Below are 16,804 nucleotides of genomic sequence, written 5' to 3' on the forward strand. Positions count from 1 at the left end.
GCTGCGATGTCAACTAAAAAGAGTTTGCCACAACAAAAAGACTCCCATGCCGACAAGAATTGTTAGCAGCAGATTCTTTTTCCAAAGCCCCACCCCTAACGCAGCTAGAGCACCCATCAGACGCGGATTACCCACCCCGAGCCAAAGGTTACCGCCTTCTATGAGGACGCTGGGGACAATAATGGCAGTTAATACCGCCGGAGGGACATAGGTTAGGGCCTGCAGTAGTCGAGGTGGCAAGGTAATATGACCACTCATGGCGAGGAGCGGGTAGCGGATCAAGAAGGTGACAAGGGTCATGCCGCCCAGCAGTAGTACTTCGTTCGTCATAGTTCTTCTTTGAGCTTCTTTGAGTAGTTTTCGAGTAGGACACCCACAAGGATGCCTGCGATCGCAGCGACCATCAGACCCAATTGATGGGGCAAGCCTCGGGCGAGCAGAGCCGTAACGCCTGCCGTGACAACCGTAGCCACCATGGGTCGATTCGTTAAATAGGGAATTGTCATGCCAATAAAGGTGGCGACCATGGCAAAGTCCAAACCCCAGGCACTGGCATTGGGAATGCTTTGACCCAGTGTCAGCCCCAGCAGGGTGCAAAGCTGCCAGTTAACATACATAGCCAGAGCTGAGCCCAACTGAAACCAATGTTTGTGAGGGGATGGATCATCCTGGCGATAGCGTTGGATGGCCACCATAAAATTTTCATCAGTCAGCCAAAACCCCAACGGTAACTTCCACGCCTGGCTGAGGTGTTTAACATAGGGAACAAGGCTGACAGCATAGAGCAGATGTCGCAGATTGACCACCCAGGTCGTCAGAATGATAATACCGATGGGGGTATCCGCTGCCAACAGCCCCAAGGCAATAAACTGGGACGAACCAGCAAAGACAACGGCTGACATACCCATCGCCCCCCCAAAGGAGAGTCCGCTGGACTGAGCCAGGGTACCAAAGATAATGCCAAACGGAATTGCGCCGACGATCAGGGGGATAGTTTGCCGAGCCCCCGCCCAAAACTCATGCCAGGGACGCTGGGTCAGCTTAGAGACCATAGTCATGGGAATATCTAATGCAAGATCACCCAAAGCTTAGATCGGCTTAACTAGGCCTGTCTTGAACGTTTTTGCACTAAATGACGCTCATCGAGAAAGTAATCATCACCAGAGGAATAGGCATCTTCTTTTGAGTAGCTAGAGCCCACTAGAAATTGAGGTGGTCTATAAATTGAGGTGGTCGAGCAGCAGATGTTGTCAGGGGAATATCGGTAATACATGATACACACCTAAAAAATCGGCCCTGACTGCCTGAAAATTAACTGTGAGATCGCTAATATCCCTGGCCCACCAGCATTGACTGAATACAATCCTGATCATGAATGCCACTCATGGGATTCCATCAAAAAAACACGCCCCATAAAAAAATAGATATGCGCTATGGTGGACCATATCAGGCCCTAGTACAGCGTTTACTAGGCGTTTGACTTATTCAACCTGCACCAGTCGCGTTTTTTGTTGTACGGAGTTTTTTGAGAGTTACTTTCTAGCCTATTTTTAGTCCCACAAGAGAATTTAAACACAACGTTGTTGTAATTGTTCAATGCCATGGGGCATCCGTTAAATTGAACGATGGTTTGTCTTTTGGTCCTTAGGTGATCCAATTGTTTTTCCACCTGTTTATTGTCTGAACATTATCCGAACTTCGGTTTGAATCTGTCAAAGTTCGATAATATGGAACTATCGACCAAGGATCGCTGCTAGCGGCTCCTGTCAGTTTTTTAGCTTTTATGACTTCACACTCTGGTTCTTCAACAGCATTAGAGACATCCTCCATGCAGTCCTCCTCTGTGTCATCTCAGGTCCCAAGTCAGCGTAACTGGTTGATTTGGCTGGCAACTTTGATTGTGTTGGCTGGAGGAGGCTTTGCACTGTGGCTATTGTTAGGTAGAGGTGGCGGACCATCGGGTATGCCCATGGGGGGTGCTGTTCCTGTCACAATAGAACAGATGCGGCCAGAAACGTTACGCGATCAGGCTACGTTTGTTGGCACGTTAGACGCCCAAGCAGGAGTGGTGCTACAGCCGGAAGCCGATGGTCGGATTACTCGCATCTATGTTTCATCCGGTGATCAGATAGCGGCAGGTGATCCCATTATGGAGCTGAGTGCCGATCGCTCTCAAGCTGAGCTGAGTGCAGCGTTGGCCAGTGTCAGTGCAGCGCAATCGGCTCGGGATAACTCTCGGGCTCAACTGCAATCGTTGGTGGCGCAGCGTATTCGCATAGAAGCAGATGTGAAGTTACAAAACACTGAATTTGGGCGTACACAACGTCTTGTGGAGGCAGGGGCTCAGTCACAGCAGGAACTGGATGAGGTAGAACGCGATCGCGACGCGGCCATTGCGTCTTTAGAGGCTGCCACAGAGGAAATTGAGGCGGCTCAGGCAAGTCTGAGCCAGGCCGAGGCATTTCTAGAACAGTCCCAAGCCACTGCAGAGGCCACCCGTGAAGACTTGCTGGATAAAACGGTGACCGCACCGATTGCCGGTGTGGTTGGCGATATTCCAGTGGAACTGGGGGATTATGTGCAAGTGGGGGGGACATTGACCACCATCACCCAAAATGAAGTGCTGGAGCTGGAGATAGATATTCCTGCTGAACAGCTCGGTGACATTCAACTGGGCATGCCGGTGGAGCTACTGACCTTTGGTGCTGGCGAACCCGTGGCTACTGGTGCTCTAAGTTTCATTTCACCTCAAACAGATGTCTCAACCCAAACCGTATTGGCAAAGGCTCGGTTTTCGAATTTAGCAGGCAATTTACAGGATAACCAGCGCGTAGACGTGCGCGTTATTTTAGATGAACGTCCTGGTCTATTGATTCCAGCGACGGCCATTACCCGTTTAGGGGGACAATCCTTTGTTTATGTAGCAGCTGATGCACCACCGCCAGAAGATGGGCAGCCCCCCATTGAGGGACCGGTTGCTCAGCTACGACCAGTTACATTGGGCGCTATGCAGGGCAACAACTTTCAAGTGCTAGAGGGTCTCTCCGCCGGAGAAGAGATTGTGACCACTGGTCTATTAAATTTGCAGGACGGTGTGCCGATTACTCCCCAGGAAGAAGCGGCTGAGGCCGGTGTATCTCCTTAAGTCTGTTGTTGGATCATTTCAATTCCTCTTCCGCCCAGGGGAAGTACAGGACTACCCCATACGTCTAGGGTAGGTACAAGACCAGCCCCTACGTTGCCTTTTTTGCCTAAGCAATTAACAATACAAGACCAGCCCCTACCCCCCACCCTATTGGCATCTTTCCATGGTCAACTATTTTATTAAGCGGCCTGTTTTTGCCACCGTCTGCGCCATTATCATTCTGTTGATTGGTGCGGTGAGCATTCCTACACTGCCCATTGCCCAGTATCCAGACATTAGTCCCACCCAAGTTAATGTAACGGCCACCTATATTGGTGCCGATGCCGAAACCGTTGAGAAAGCCGTCACCACCGTGTTAGAGCGGGAGATTAACGGGGTGGAAGGGATGCGCTATATTTCTTCCAACAGTAGTAATAGCGGCATTAGCAATATTGTCGTCACCTTTGACGCCAGCCGCGACAAGGATATTGCAGCCGTCGACGTGCAAAACCGGGTGTCGCTGGCAGAGCCCCAGCTACCGGAAGAAGTGCGGCAGACCGGTGTGGTCGTGTCCAAGCAGAACAGCAATATTCTGCTGGGCATGAGTTTGTTTTCAGAGGATGGCACGTTTGACAGTGTGTTTTTAAGTAACTACGCCGATTTATACATTGTGGATGCCCTGCGACGGGTGCCCGGTGTTGGGGATGTGGTTATCTTTGGCGAACGTACCTATGCGATGCGCCTGTGGTTAGATCCGCAGCGTTTGGCCAGACGAGAGCTGACGGCTGATGATGTAGTCCAGGCTTTGCAAGAACAGAATATTCAGGTGGGTGCGGGTCAAATTGGTCAGCCTCCCTCACCGGAAGACCAAACCTTCCAGATTGACCTGCGGGCTGTCAGCCGTTTACAGGAAGTCTCTGAGTTTGAAGAACTGGTCATTCAAACCGGAGAGAATGGCGCTTTGGTAAAACTCAAGGATGTGGGACGAGCTGAGCTGGGGGCAGAAAGCTATAACACATTCCTGCGATTTAATGGCAATGAATCGGTAGGTCTTGGTATTTTCCAACTGCCGGGCAGTAATGCCTTGCAGGTGGCCCAGGGTATACGAGATGTGATGGCAGAGCTGGCGGACGAGTTTCCCCAGGGCATGGAGTACGGTGTTGGTTTCGACACGACAGAATTTGTCCGCCAGTCTCTTGCTCGCGTAGTCTGGACGCTGGTTCAGGCAGTGGGTCTGGTGGTGCTGGTGATTTACCTCTTCCTCCAGGACTGGCGAACGACGCTTATTCCGGCGATTACCATTCCGGTGGCTCTGATCGGTACCTTTGCCATTGTTAAAATCTTTGGCTTTTCCATCAACAGTCTGACGCTGTTTGGTCTCACCCTGGCCACAGGGATGGTGGTGGATGATGCCATTGTGGTGGTGGAAGATATTGCCTCGAAGATTCAGAATCGGGGCATGTCGCCGAGGCTGGCGGCGGTGGAGGCGATGCGGGAGCTGACCGGCGCGGTGATTGCCACATCCCTAGTGCTGATGGCGGTGTTTATTCCGGTGGCGTTTTTCCCAGGGACTACGGGGGCGCTATATCGGCAGTTTGCACTGACCATTGCGTTTGCGATCGCACTCTCCACTTTCAACGCCCTGACACTTACCCCCACCCTGGCCGGTTTGCTGCTGCGCCAACATACCGGCAGCCACGGCTGGCTAGACATTATCTTCAATCCCTTTAACCGTTTACTTGACAATATACGCGCCCAGTATGGCGGTGCCCTACAGATTCTCAACCGGTTCAAAGTCTTTGTTTTAGCAGCATTTGTAGCATCTTTGGTATTGACCGGCTGGCTATATAACAGTGTGCCATCAGCGTTTTTACCCGATGAAGACCAGGGGTATTTCATTACCTTGATCCAGGGTCCAGAGGGGTCTTCCCTAAACCAGACCAGTAAGGTCATGCGTCAGGTGGAAGAAACCATTTTGGCCCAGGACGGTGTACGAGCCACATTTGCTGTGGGTGGATTTAGCTTTAACGGTAACACTGCTAACAACGGTGTCGTCTTCACGACGCTAGAACCTTGGGAAGAGCGACCACCGGGCATAACATCCTTTAGTTTGATTGGTCAGCTTTTTGGCGAATTTAGCAGCATTACTGAAGCGCGTGTCTTTCCGGTAAACCCACCCTCTATTCAAGGTTTAAGCAGCTTTAGCGGTTTCCAGTTTCAACTACAGGATCGACGTGGCAATCTGACCATCGATACCCTGGTGCAAAACATGTTTGGCCTGCTGGGCGCAGCCAATCAACACCCTAACCTCAATGCAGTGTTTAGCACCTATGCAGCGAACTCTCCTCTGATTGAGATTGATGTCGATCGCGATAAGGCTAAAGCACTGGATGTGGACATCGACGAAGTCTTTGGCACATTGCAGACATATCTCGGGTCGCGTTACGTTAACGACTTTACGTTGCAGGGACGCACCTATCGGGTATATGTTCAGGCCGATCAGCAATATCGTTCAGCTCCAGACGATATCAACAAACTCTATGTCCGTTCTAACAATGACGTGATGATTCCCATGGGTAGTCTGGTGAGTCTGAGTGAGACCACTGGAGCCCAAACGATTAACCATTACAACCTCTTCCGCTCTATTGAAATTAATGGCGCGGCGGCACCTGGTGTCAGTTCTGGTGCGGCCATTGACACCATGGAAGAGGTCGCCGCTCAGGTATTGCCAGCCAGCCTTGGCTATGAGTGGACGGGCAGTGCATTAGAAGAGATTGAATCGGGTAGTCAGGCTCCGATTATCTTTGGCTTGGGGATTATCTTTGTATTCCTGGTCCTGGCAGCCCAGTACGAGAGCTATGTGGACCCGGTGATTATTCTCTTTGCGGTACCGCTAGCGGTATTTGGGGCGTTGCTGGCTCAGTCGATGCGGGGATTACCGAACGATGTATATTGCCAGATTGGTTTGGTAATGTTGATTGGTTTAGCCAGTAAGAACTCGATTTTGATTGTGGAGTTTGCCAATCAGCTGCGGGACCAGGGGTTACCCATTGTCAAGGCGTCGTTAGAAGCCGCTCAGTCAAGGATGCGACCAATTTTGATGACTGCAATTTCCACACTGAGTAGTATTTTCCCACTGGTAATTGCAACAGGTGCGGGCGCGGGCAGCCGTCAGTCGTTGGGGACAGCGGTATTTGGCGGCATGTTTGTGGCAACCTTCTTGAGTTTGTTTGTGGTGCCGATTTTGTACATCATCGTGAAGAGTTTAAGCGAACAGTTTAAGCCTCCGAAGGGTCCAAATGATGGTGAGCAAATGGCTGTATATGAGAGAAAAATGACGGGAACAGGCGTTTAACCCACCCCGATTACAGCCCCCTCCGAGGAGGGAAAATCTGCAGATAGACTTGACCTCTGCAGATTTTTTTTGGCTAAAATTCCGAATTTCTGTGTCTAGTAACTGACTGGCTAAAACTAACAGGCTATATTAAGAGCGACTTACTCCATGCTCTATCAATGCCTAAAATCCTGATGCTTGCGGCGAATCCGAATGATACTGCACGTTTACGGATAGGTGAAGAAGTTCGGGATATTAGTGAGGGACTGCAACGGGCTAGTCATCGTGATGAGTTTGAGATTGTGCAACGCTGGGCTGTACGTCCTCGTGATTTGCAGCGGGCGATGCTAGAAGAATCGCCGCAGATCGTTCATTTTTCTGGGCATGGTGCTGGCGATGCAGGCCTGTATTTTGAGGATGTGTCGGGTAATAGTCAGCTGGTGTCGGGAGCTGCTTTAGCAGGTTTGTTTCAGCTGATCGGGCAGAAATCGCCGATTAACTGTGTGCTACTAAATGGGTGTTACTCGCAGGCGCAGGCACAGGCAATTGTGGAGCATATACCCTATGTGATAGGCATGAGTGACGCTATGGGTGACCGTGCTGCGATTGAGTTTTCAGTAGGGTTTTATGATGCGCTGGGGGCTGGGGAGTCGGTGGACTTTGCGTTTGAGTCAGGCAAGGTGGCAATGGCGCTCAATAGTACGGGGGATGAGGATGTGCCAGTATTGTTGAAGGGGAATGTGAAAACCAAAACTCAGCCAGCGTCTCCACCCGTGACCAATCCTGATCTAAATGAACCGCTAGGTGTATTTATTTCCTATTCCCATAAGGATGAGGGCCTTAAAGAAGAACTAGAGATTCACTTGTCGGCACTAACGCGACAAAAGAAGATTAAGCCCTGGCAAGATCGGGCGATTGAAGCAGGAACAGAATGGGATGATGCGATCAAATCTGAATTGGAAGTTGCGCAGATTATTTTGTTGTTGGTGACACCTTGGTTTATGGCATCAAACTATATCCATGATATTGAACTGGTGCAGGCCATGGAACGTCACAAGGCTGGGACTGCGCGGGTGATTCCTATCATTTTGAAGCCGGTGGACTTTAAAGGAACACCATTTGAGAAGCTACAGGCGTTACCCAAAGATGCAAAGCCAGTGACTCGATGGGATGATCAGGACGAAGCCTTTCTGGATGTAGTACAGGGAATTCGGCGTGTAGTAGAGTCGTTGCGTGCAATGACTCTACCTGAAACCCCTTAGCACTCCAGGGTAAACACCAGCAAAAATCTACCGAGCCATGTTGTTAACTTTAGCGACTATAGGACCAAAAACACAACACAAAAATCCGCTACTGCCTTATTGTGCCTTGATCTAAAAGATTTCATCAAGTTTTTCTACTTGTAGATGTCCTGGCTTTAAATATTAAATTCACAATAATTATGTCTTTATATTAAGACGCTGTAGAACTTGTTACTACCGGGTTCTCAGATATAAATTCTGTTTTTATTCTTAATTTCAAAGCACAAGGATCAGCATCTCCAAACATAAAGCACGTGAAAAGCTCTATCTACCTTGGGTAAAGGTGGTGTGTTTTTGCACATCAAAACAGTCTTTTCATGCTTTATGTTTTTCATTTTCAAAGACGGTTCAACTCAATACTAACCCAAGTTTTTAATCTATGCCACTACTAAATGTGCTGACCCACACTCGTATTGTTGATGTGGTCAACCCACGCGTATCGGTGGCCTGCCGCCGTGGAAAAACATCTATTACTCCAAAGACTGTTATTTTTGATCCACACATTGATAACCTAAACTTACTGTTAGATGGTTTACAGGCCAATGTTCAAGCCTATGTGCTGACGAAAGAGCGTGATGGCATAGAGCAAATTACAACATTTCTACAGCAAAATCCAACCCACGATCTCACCCTAATTGGCCATGGCTTCCCTGGTGGCATGGGTCTTGGATCGGCCACACTAGAGCTACAGAACTTAGACGATTATGCACAACAGTTAGAGCGGTGGTTTGCCTCGACTAACCAGGCTAAGCTTACCCTGATGGCCTGTAATGTTGCCCAGGACAATGTGGGTCAAGACTTTATCCAGCGCCTTACCGAGATCACGTCAGCTACAATTATTGCTAGCGCCAAAGTGCTCGGTAATGGTGAATGGTTACCTGTTGCTAACTCGTTGTTTACACCAGAAACACTACAGGGCTATCAAGGCACGCTGGCATGGACTCAGGTGGGATCTGGTGCCATTTCTCAAGACATTGCCAATGACTTTGATATTGAACTGGATAGTCAAGGTAGGCCCTACATCATTTTTCAGGATGGTGGCAACGACTTAAAACTTACGGTCAAGCAGTTTAATGGTGTCGACTGGATAACTGTGGGAACACCAGGGTTTCCTGGCGGTAATGCAAGTTTTGCAGGGTTAGAGTTTGACTCTAACGATACGCCCTATGTTGTCTTCAAAGATAGCGCTAACAGAAACCGGGCCTCTGTCATGAAGTTTGACGGGAATGACTGGGTCTATGTCGGCAGACCTGGGTTTTCTGCAGGTGGTTTGAAAGATATTAGCCTCACCTTTGATGGGGATAGGGCCTACATTGCTTACACCGATAGAAACCAGGATGGACGAGCCACTGTTCAAACGTTTAACGGTACTACTTGGGTAAATGTTGGCCAGCCTGGATTTTCGAGTGGTGAAATTGAGGCCGCTGATCTGAATGTGGATGGTAATGGTGTTCCTTACATTGCGTATCTTTCGGCCAGTGGCCGCACCAATAGGGTAACTGTACAACGGTTTATCAATGGGCAATGGAGCGTTGTTGGCACAGAGGCATTTTCGATTGGGGCAGAGTCCTACGCGCCCGACATCGAGTTTGATAACAACAATGTGCCCTATGTGGTTTATCGCGCCCGGGGCAATGGTGAAGGGAATAAAGCCATTGTAGAAAGGTTTAACGGCACTGATTGGGTGCAGGTTGGCAACAATAATGCCTCCACCGCAGGTGGATTTCACCCTGATATCGAGTTTGACAACAATAATGTTTTACATCTGGCCATTGTTGATCAAGCCAAGAAAGATAAGGTTTCGGTCAGAGTTCTAGAGAATGACACTTGGGTTTATCTGGGGGACAGTGGGTTTTCCATTGGACCAATGAACTTTCCCGATCTTGAATTTGATGTTAACAATATTCCCTATGTTCTCTATCGAGAGACTTTTGACGCTGAGGGAGCTATTGTTAAAGGTGCTGTTGTGAAACGGTTGGGAGAACCACCCGAGGTTGTTGATGAGATTGCGCCTGTACTAGAGAGCATTCGTCGCAAGACTCCTACCGATGAAGTTGTTAGCGGCGATACAGTGGTCTTTGAGGTCACATTTAGTGAGGCGGTGACTAACGTTGGCCTAGAAGATTTTGTGATTAATGGGGATCCAACAGCCACCATCGATTCCGTGACTGCCATAGACAGCACTCGCTATGAAATTTCTGTTACGGTTAATGCGAGTGCCCCACCTAACAATATCGTTGGCATTGACTTGGCTGGGAATCCAGACATTACGGATATTGTGGGCAATGGGTTAACTTTGCGCGAACCGACCATTGACGAGGTGTATACAATTACTGAGCCGGAACTCCCGGACCCTGTGGAGGAAGAAGAAGAGCCTGTGGTGCCGGAGCCGCCTGTGCCTGACCCCGAGGTACCAGTCACTAATCCAGACCCTGAAGAGCCTTCAGAAGAGCCGCCCACGGCTGGTCCTGACAATGGCAATGATGATTCTCCTCCATTGAACGGCTTACTCACGGTCTTGCCGTCCACCAACGGGGTGGAAGTGACGGAACTAGGTAATGACAACACTATTCGGTTAACGTTTCTCCAGGGGACGATAACTGAGGTTAAGGATGTTATGGTTTTTGGTGCTGGGACATCGCCTACGGACTTTGGAGAGCCCATTGGCCAGTTTTCGTTACTGAACTATAACGAGCTAGCCATGAATACGCTGCCTCTGTTTACGGTCGATAGCGATCGCATTGATCCCGGTGAACAACTCCAGTTTGCTATTCGAGATAATGGTCAGACTCTGTTTGCAACATCAAGCTCAGTGTCTGATTCTGAAGTACTACTAGACTTTAGCAATGGTGTCAGCTTGAGTGTTGAGTTGGCCACTGCAACTGTGAATACAAACCTGCTGGTTAACGATGCTCAGTCTATTGATTTAACCGCTCAATCCTCCGAACTTGCCATGAGCTTCTCGGTATATCGAGAGGCTGCAATGGATAATACGATTGATTTTTACACCACTGACTTTGCCAATGGTGGAATTATCGATACCTTCACAGGACAAACCTTGATGCCTGGAGATGTAGGGTATGAAGAGGCTGCGATCGCAAACCGATTAAACATCAACCTATCGGGTACTAACGGTCAGACAAATACCTTTGAAGCATCCCTCACTGGCGGTCTGCACCTGGGCATCTTTGTCATTATTGATGGCATAGACCCAACTGTGGACGAAGTCGTATTTAGTCACAGTGGTGCTAATACTGGCAATAACGACCACATTAAACATCTGGGTGACAACGCCTTTGGCATCGAAGATCAAGCGGGTCTTGGTGATCGAGACTTTGATGATGTTGTTGTTCGATTTTCCACTATCTAGCTTTTCGCTAGGGCATGATTGATTGAACCCTAAACCATTCCCATGAAAGGACCGGCTGGATATCCAACCGGTCCTTTCATAGTTAAGATGCGCTGAAACTGTGAGATGGTTCAACGGGGAACCAGTGAACTACAATCTTTCAATATCAGCCCCCTGTAAAGAATTGCTTGCGCGTTCACGTCAAGAAACTTTCAGTGATTCTGCAAAAACCTCAGTATATCTTTATACTTAAAACTTCAAATGCTTATAGGGCAAGGCTTTAGGGCTTTGTAAAAAACTTGAAAAAACATCCGGGTAAACCCGTAGCTGTACGAAGAGTAGAACGGATAGAAAGTCTCATACGAGGTTGTATCACAAATAGCATTTATCAACCTTAGATAGTCAGCTTACCTGATTATGTCCAATTAATCACCACCGGCTTAGTCAACTTCCTTGCCCCGGGAAGCCCGAGATCGCCAACCAACACTATCGAATTCGATAGCTGTTGTTGCCTGCTGGATATTTATCAAAAAAATTCTTTCTTTTGTTAATGCTGGCCCTGATTTGGGTAAGCAAACGCTAGTGCTACCTGCTAGAAAATAGTCTGTAATCATTTAACTATCTCAGACTATTTTTCTCCTAGCATCAACACTTTTACGTATATTTCTAGCCTCTTTAACTTTCTATTGCCCGCAAATCTTTCTCCGTTCTTCTACAGCGCATTGTCATGAAACAACAACGTTTTTGGCATACCAAACGCCGTTGCCATATGTACCTGCCCATTTCTAACTCCCCCGGCATGTTTATGTTTATGGGTAAACCCTGGACCCCTAAGGCGTTACAAGCTCTGGGCTTGGTACAGGAACCAAATGAACAAAAAGTCGAACATCAGCCCAAACTGGTCTTTGGCGATCCCGAACGATTTCAAGGTACCTTTTGCAAGACCCAAGGCAAAGGTTCTTCCCCGTCTTGGGGCGCTACCGGTGGTTCTGGCGGCAAAGTTGCACGATCACCTAAGAGTTAAGGGGACTGCACAAAAATAAAGACCCAGGTTGGGGCTATAGATGGGTGGATGAGTGATGGAATAATGGGGTGCTTATTTAATTTAAGTGCAAGCGCCTAAATGTTATCCAAATTGAAGCTTAGGGCTACCTGTATGATACAACAGCCATTCTGAATAAACGCATACGGGAGATCGGAGAAAACGTCTATCTCCCGTATTTTGTATCCTATGACCCAAAGTGCGATCTTCGAAGCCGTAACATTACTTCATATATCTCCATAAGCCCTAACCTAGCCCCATATTGCTTAAGGTTTATTTCAGATAGCTATTAGCGCTCAACCGTATGAGATCCTAGGGTACTTAACGGATCAAAACCACTTTAGACTCGCTTTTAGACATCAACACCCATGGACCAATCTCAGCAATCAACGGCGGTAGTTACCGGGGCCTCCTCCGGCGTTGGCCTATACGCAGCAAAGGCTTTGGCTGATAGAGGCTGGCACGTGGTAATGGCCTGTCGCAATCTGCCTAAAACTGAAAAAGTGGCAAAGGAAGTCGGTATGCCCGATGGTTCCTATTCCATTATCAAGTTAGACTTGGCCAGTTTAGATAGTGTACGTAGCTTTGTAAAAGACTTTCGTGCCAGTGGCAGAACATTAGATTCCCTTGTTTGCAATGCCGCTGTCTATTTACCACTGCTCAAGGAACCCATGCGTAGCGAAGACGGTTACGAGCTGAGCATGGCAACCAACCACCTGGGGCACTTCCTGCTGTGCAACCTGATGCTGGAGGACCTGAAAAAATCGTCCCATCCTCGTCTGGTCATCCTGGGTACTGTAACTGCTAATCCCAAGGAACTAGGCGGCAAGATCCCATTCCCTGCACCACCAGACCTGGGTAACCTTGAAGGTTTCGAGCAGGGCTTCAAAGCACCGGTCACCATGGCCAATGGCAAAAAGTTTAAGCCCGGTAAGGCCTATAAAGACAGCAAGTTGTGCAATGTGCTAACCATGCGCGAGCTGCATCGTCGCTATAGCGAGTCTACCAATATTGTATTTAGTTCTCTCTATCCTGGTTGCGTTGCCGAAACCCAACTTTTCCGCAACCACTACCCAGCATTTCGGACCATTTTCCCCTGGTTCCAAAAGAACATTACCAAGGGCTATGTGACCGAAGCCGTCGCTGGCGATCGCGTTGCTGCTGTGGCTGCTGATCCTGGTTATGAGCAATCGGGTTACTACTGGAGCTGGGGTAACCGCCAGCAGGAGGGCCGTAAGTCCTTTGTGCAGGAAATGTCGAATGAGGCTCTAGACGATGTGAAAGCGCGTCGTCTGTGGGAGCTAAGCGAGAAGCTAGTCGGCATGGCATAGGGATTGGTTCCCCTAAGGACAACCACATCTAAGGTCATCCCCTCTCGGGAGAGGTGCTGGTTAGACGGGGTGGGTTTCGACCGATGGCGTAAGCGGTCAACCCACCCCGGAGCCCCTCCTTGGAGGGGAAGTTTTTGGTAATTAGCAATAAGTATTGATAGCTCTGGCGTTTGGCTTCTTTTTCAACCCCAAAAAGTTCTCTTACCAGCAGCCGTTATTCAGGCAACTTAGCCATCGCTCATCTATAAACAGATCCCAAAAAATCGGCTTTAGCAGGTCTCACTCCTGTACTATGGCGTGCGAGTAACTCAACGCAGTTTCAGAACAGGATCTCTATGGTGCAGGCAGATATTGGCATTATTGGCGGCAGCGGTCTCTATAAAATGGATGCCTTGACCGATGTCGAAGAGATGACAATCGATACCCCCTTTGGTGACCCCTCCGATGCCTTTATTTACGGCAAATTAGACGGTACTCCCGTCGTTTTTTTGGCACGTCATGGTCGGGGCCATCGGCTGATGCCTACGGAGCTTCCCTTTCGGGCAAATATCTACGCGATGAAGAGTCTGGGGGTGAAGTATCTGGTATCGGCATCGGCGGTGGGCTCTCTAAAAGAAGAGGTGAAACCGGTGGATATGGTCATCCCGGATCAGTTTATTGACCGGACAAAAAATCGGGCGGCTACATTTTTTGGGGATGGCATCGTTGCCCACATCGCTTTTGGGGATCCGGTTTGCAAAAATCTGGCGACTATTCTAGGTGATGCTGTCGAAAGTCTAGACCTGGATGGGGTGACACTCCATCGGGGTGGCACCTATGTGTGTATGGAAGGACCTGCGTTTTCTACAAAGGCAGAGTCTAATCTGTATCGCAGCTGGGGGGCGACGGTAATTGGCATGACCAATTTAACGGAGGCAAAATTGGCGCGGGAGGCGGAAATTGCCTATGCCACCTTAGCCATGGCGACTGACTACGATTGTTGGCATCCCGATCATGACAATGTGACAGTGGAAATGGTGATCGGTAATTTACAAAAGAATGCTGTCAATGCCCAGCTTGTCATTCGTGATGTTGTGCGTCGGTTAACAGAGAATCCACCGTCGTCAGAAGCCCATGCCGCTCTGAAGTATGCTGTGATTACGCCGTTGGACATGGCACCTGCAACGACAAAAGATAAATTGAAGCTATTACTGGAGAAGTATCTGCCTACGGACTAACGGTTAGCCTTAGCTATGATCTATGGTCTAAGGCATTAAGGGTGCTGGATCTGTGCTGGGCCAGTGTAACGTTCAAGCAAGGTTTACCAATTGGTTCAAGAATGCCTAAGATATGTAGACGCTTCTGGAATACATTATGACCGGTGAACTTGGTTATTCTTTACCCCCAGCTGTCCGTCGGATTGCTAACAATTTTCGCCTCGTAGGCTGGGTTAGCTTCTGGGTGCAAATAGTGAGTGGTGTGATTGCCACGCTGTTATTTGTCACGTCTTTGTTGGGGCTACAGTCGGTCAGTAATCGCGGTGGTGCCGAGAATGCTGCCGCAGGCAGCGGTTTCTTTCTGGCTGCCGTCGGTTTAGCTGCGGTGTATGTAGGTGTGTTCTGGGCGTTTCAATACACACGCTTTGCCCATAGGCTCAAATCTAGCAACCCAGATTTAAGGCCGAAGCCTAAGAATGCGGCCAAGATGATTGCCACAGGTTTAATCATCAGTGTTTTAGGGATGTTTTGTGGTTTGCTGGGTGCTGGCGGTGTCGTGGGTGGCCTAATGCTAAAGGTGATTTCTCAGCCCCAGTCGAGCATTGCGGTGGCAAACCCCACCCTGGCTGTGGAACCGCTGGATGTGTTTTTAGTGCAAGCAACCATCAATACCTTGATTTCTCACTTTGCTGGCATTGTTGGCTCGCTATGGCTCTCTTGGAAAATTAACAAACAATCTTAGAACACCTAATTTTATAAGCAGTTCGGCTATCTGAACAACAACAATTCAGGAACAGCGAGTACAACTCTTGTGGCCCATTTGGGAAACGATAGGCATCTGCTCCATTGGTTTCATATCGACCGGTGTAGCATTTGGCACGTCTCAACCTTCCATTTACGGAGGCTTAGCTAGAGTAGATGAGATGACCCCGTGAGTTCCTGGAAGGTGCACTATGGAAGAAAAAACTGCTGTTACGTGCGATCGCGTTTGGTTGCTGTACCTACAGGGGCGGCTCTCCCCAGCTCAGCTACTGGCATTGTGTAAGGTTGCCTCAGAAAACAGACTCTCCCCAGAAAACAACCAAAATAATGCGGGCCAGCAGTCGTCTGCTGCCTAGGCTGGCATCAAGCATAGAATAAGAGTCCGTCACCAGGCAGATATACGATTAACCCCACGGTTCATTACTCTTATTACGACAATTCATGAAATCATTGGCAGACCGCATTCCAGCGCCAACGCTGGTTATTTTGGCGGGTGTGACGGTGCAGCTAGGGTCTGCCCTGGCAAAGTCTGTATTTGAACTGGCGGGTCCCTTGGGCACCGTATTTCTACGGGTGGCCCTCTCGGCAGTGTTGTTGTTTGTGCTGTGGCGTCCAGGCTGGCAAGCGACCCGTAAACACTGGCCTTTAGTGATGGCCTATGGCGGTGTCTTAACGTTAATGAATACGTCTTTCTACCTGGCCATTGACCGCATCCCATTAGGGGTGGCGGTGGCAATTGAGTTTATTGGACCATTGGGGCTGGCGGTGATCAAGTCGAGACGCTGGTTAGATGTGGTGTGGGTAACCCTGGCAGCCTTGGGGATAATCTTGCTGGCACCTTTGCAGGGTAGCGGCTTAGACCCTCTGGGGTTAGGGTTTGCCGGTCTAGCAGCGATGGCTTGGGCTGGCTATATCCTGCTGGCGGCAGCAACGGGGAATGTGGTGGCCGGCATAGAAGGATTGGCTTGGGCCATGGTGTTTGGTACCTGTATATTGACGCCCATTGGCATCAGTGCGGCGGGTACAGCGTTGTTGGATGGACGTCTGCTGGTGACTGGCCTGGCTGTGGCCGCGCTCTCTTCGGCCACCTATGCCCTGGAACTGGTGGCTCTACGACGGATACCGGTGAATGTGTTTGGCGTTTTACTGAGTGTGGAGCCGATGTTGGCGGCAGCCTCTGGCTTTTTAGTTTTGGGCGAAACGCTAACGGTGCGATCGCTCATTGCCATTGTCTTGATTTCCATCGCTGCAGCTGGGTCGGCGCGCTACGGTGTGCCCGTTAAAGATTAGGCCTGGATTAGGTCTGGGAGATGAGGTCTGGGAGATTAGGCCTGGGAGATGAGATAGACAAAAAGCACCCCCCGA

At 49.2% G+C, this 16,804-nt stretch carries 13 protein-coding genes; 10 read left to right on the forward strand and 3 right to left on the reverse strand.

What is annotated here, in order from left to right; all coding sequences use genetic code 11:
* Positions 1-9 precede the first annotated feature (9 nt).
* From SPB21_RS31960 to SPB21_RS31970, 3 genes are read right to left on the reverse strand one after another with little or no spacing between them, the layout of a single operon-like run.
* Positions 10-330, reverse strand: coding sequence for an AzlD domain-containing protein (locus tag SPB21_RS31960; RefSeq protein ID WP_163671387.1), 321 nt, complete (start codon positions 328-330; stop codon positions 10-12).
* Entirely contained in the window at positions 327-1,058 is a 732-nt protein-coding gene (locus SPB21_RS31965; RefSeq protein WP_499869072.1) for an AzlC family ABC transporter permease, read from the reverse strand. The genes SPB21_RS31960 and SPB21_RS31965 overlap by 4 nt, the downstream gene beginning before the upstream one ends.
* Before the next feature lie 44 nt (positions 1,059-1,102).
* Positions 1,103-1,273 (reverse strand): hypothetical protein, encoded by a 171-nt coding sequence (locus tag SPB21_RS31970; protein WP_499869074.1) that lies wholly within the window; start codon positions 1,271-1,273, stop codon positions 1,103-1,105.
* A gap of 555 nt (positions 1,274-1,828) precedes the next feature.
* On the opposite strand from SPB21_RS31970, the gene SPB21_RS31975 reads away from it, so the two are divergent.
* The 10 genes from SPB21_RS31975 to SPB21_RS32020 all read left to right on the forward strand — a co-directional run bounded on the left by SPB21_RS31975 (position 1,829) and on the right by SPB21_RS32020 (position 16,729).
* The gene (locus tag SPB21_RS31975; RefSeq protein WP_499869076.1) at positions 1,829-3,145 is read left to right on the forward strand and encodes an efflux RND transporter periplasmic adaptor subunit; all 1,317 of its coding nucleotides are present in this window, start codon (positions 1,829-1,831) and stop codon (positions 3,143-3,145) included.
* Between the two features lie 163 nt (positions 3,146-3,308).
* Positions 3,309-6,479, forward strand: a complete 3,171-nt coding sequence (locus SPB21_RS31980) for an efflux RND transporter permease subunit (protein ID WP_499061964.1) — start codon at positions 3,309-3,311, stop codon at positions 6,477-6,479.
* A gap of 158 nt (positions 6,480-6,637) precedes the next feature.
* Entirely contained in the window at positions 6,638-7,720 is a 1,083-nt protein-coding gene (locus SPB21_RS31985; RefSeq protein WP_499869078.1) for a TIR domain-containing protein, read from the forward strand.
* A 418-nt stretch (positions 7,721-8,138) separates the two neighbouring features.
* Positions 8,139-11,129 (forward strand): DUF4347 domain-containing protein, encoded by a 2,991-nt coding sequence (locus SPB21_RS31990; RefSeq protein WP_499869080.1) that lies wholly within the window; start codon positions 8,139-8,141, stop codon positions 11,127-11,129.
* A 706-nt stretch (positions 11,130-11,835) separates the two neighbouring features.
* The gene (locus SPB21_RS31995; protein WP_006518424.1) at positions 11,836-12,132 is read left to right on the forward strand and encodes a hypothetical protein; all 297 of its coding nucleotides are present in this window, start codon (positions 11,836-11,838) and stop codon (positions 12,130-12,132) included.
* A gap of 386 nt (positions 12,133-12,518) precedes the next feature.
* Complete coding sequence (locus SPB21_RS32000) at positions 12,519-13,481, forward strand: protochlorophyllide reductase (protein WP_163671381.1); 963 nt, start codon at positions 12,519-12,521, stop codon at positions 13,479-13,481.
* Between the two features lie 335 nt (positions 13,482-13,816).
* A complete protein-coding gene (locus SPB21_RS32005) occupies positions 13,817-14,698 on the forward strand; it encodes an S-methyl-5'-thioadenosine phosphorylase (RefSeq protein WP_163696296.1) in 882 nt (293 codons plus the stop codon).
* Positions 14,699-14,834: 136 nt separating this feature from the next.
* On the forward strand, positions 14,835-15,419 hold the full coding sequence (locus SPB21_RS32010) for a DUF3611 family protein (protein WP_163671379.1): 585 nt from the start codon (positions 14,835-14,837) through the stop codon (positions 15,417-15,419).
* 211 nt (positions 15,420-15,630) lie between these two features.
* Entirely contained in the window at positions 15,631-15,795 is a 165-nt protein-coding gene (locus SPB21_RS32015; protein ID WP_499869082.1) for a hypothetical protein, read from the forward strand.
* 85 nt (positions 15,796-15,880) lie between these two features.
* Positions 15,881-16,729, forward strand: coding sequence for an EamA family transporter (locus SPB21_RS32020; protein WP_163696299.1), 849 nt, complete (start codon positions 15,881-15,883; stop codon positions 16,727-16,729).
* The last annotated feature ends 75 nt before the right edge of the window (positions 16,730-16,804 follow it).

Origin of the sequence: Leptothoe sp. ISB3NOV94-8A (assembly GCF_043421595.1) — a bacterium.
Taxonomy (GTDB): Bacteria; Cyanobacteriota; Cyanobacteriia; order Phormidesmidales; family Phormidesmidaceae; genus Leptothoe; species Leptothoe turfae.

Bases quoted from the DNA above. Each gene is read 5' to 3' on its own strand.
- SPB21_RS31960 (WP_163671387.1), bottom strand. From the start codon at position 330: ATGACGAACGAAGTACTACTGCTGGGCGGCATGACCCTTGTCACCTTC.
- SPB21_RS31965 (WP_499869072.1), bottom strand. From the start codon at position 1,058: ATGACTATGGTCTCTAAGCTGACCCAGCGTCCCTGGCATGAGTTTTGG.
- SPB21_RS31970 (WP_499869074.1), bottom strand. From the start codon at position 1,273: ATGTATTACCGATATTCCCCTGACAACATCTGCTGCTCGACCACCTCA.
- SPB21_RS31975 (WP_499869076.1), top strand. From the start codon at position 1,829: ATGCAGTCCTCCTCTGTGTCATCTCAGGTCCCAAGTCAGCGTAACTGG.
- SPB21_RS31980 (WP_499061964.1), top strand. From the start codon at position 3,309: ATGGTCAACTATTTTATTAAGCGGCCTGTTTTTGCCACCGTCTGCGCC.
- SPB21_RS31985 (WP_499869078.1), top strand. From the start codon at position 6,638: ATGCCTAAAATCCTGATGCTTGCGGCGAATCCGAATGATACTGCACGT.
- SPB21_RS31990 (WP_499869080.1), top strand. From the start codon at position 8,139: ATGCCACTACTAAATGTGCTGACCCACACTCGTATTGTTGATGTGGTC.
- SPB21_RS31995 (WP_006518424.1), top strand. From the start codon at position 11,836: ATGAAACAACAACGTTTTTGGCATACCAAACGCCGTTGCCATATGTAC.
- SPB21_RS32000 (WP_163671381.1), top strand. From the start codon at position 12,519: ATGGACCAATCTCAGCAATCAACGGCGGTAGTTACCGGGGCCTCCTCC.
- SPB21_RS32005 (WP_163696296.1), top strand. From the start codon at position 13,817: ATGGTGCAGGCAGATATTGGCATTATTGGCGGCAGCGGTCTCTATAAA.
- SPB21_RS32010 (WP_163671379.1), top strand. From the start codon at position 14,835: ATGACCGGTGAACTTGGTTATTCTTTACCCCCAGCTGTCCGTCGGATT.
- SPB21_RS32015 (WP_499869082.1), top strand. From the start codon at position 15,631: ATGGAAGAAAAAACTGCTGTTACGTGCGATCGCGTTTGGTTGCTGTAC.
- SPB21_RS32020 (WP_163696299.1), top strand. From the start codon at position 15,881: ATGAAATCATTGGCAGACCGCATTCCAGCGCCAACGCTGGTTATTTTG.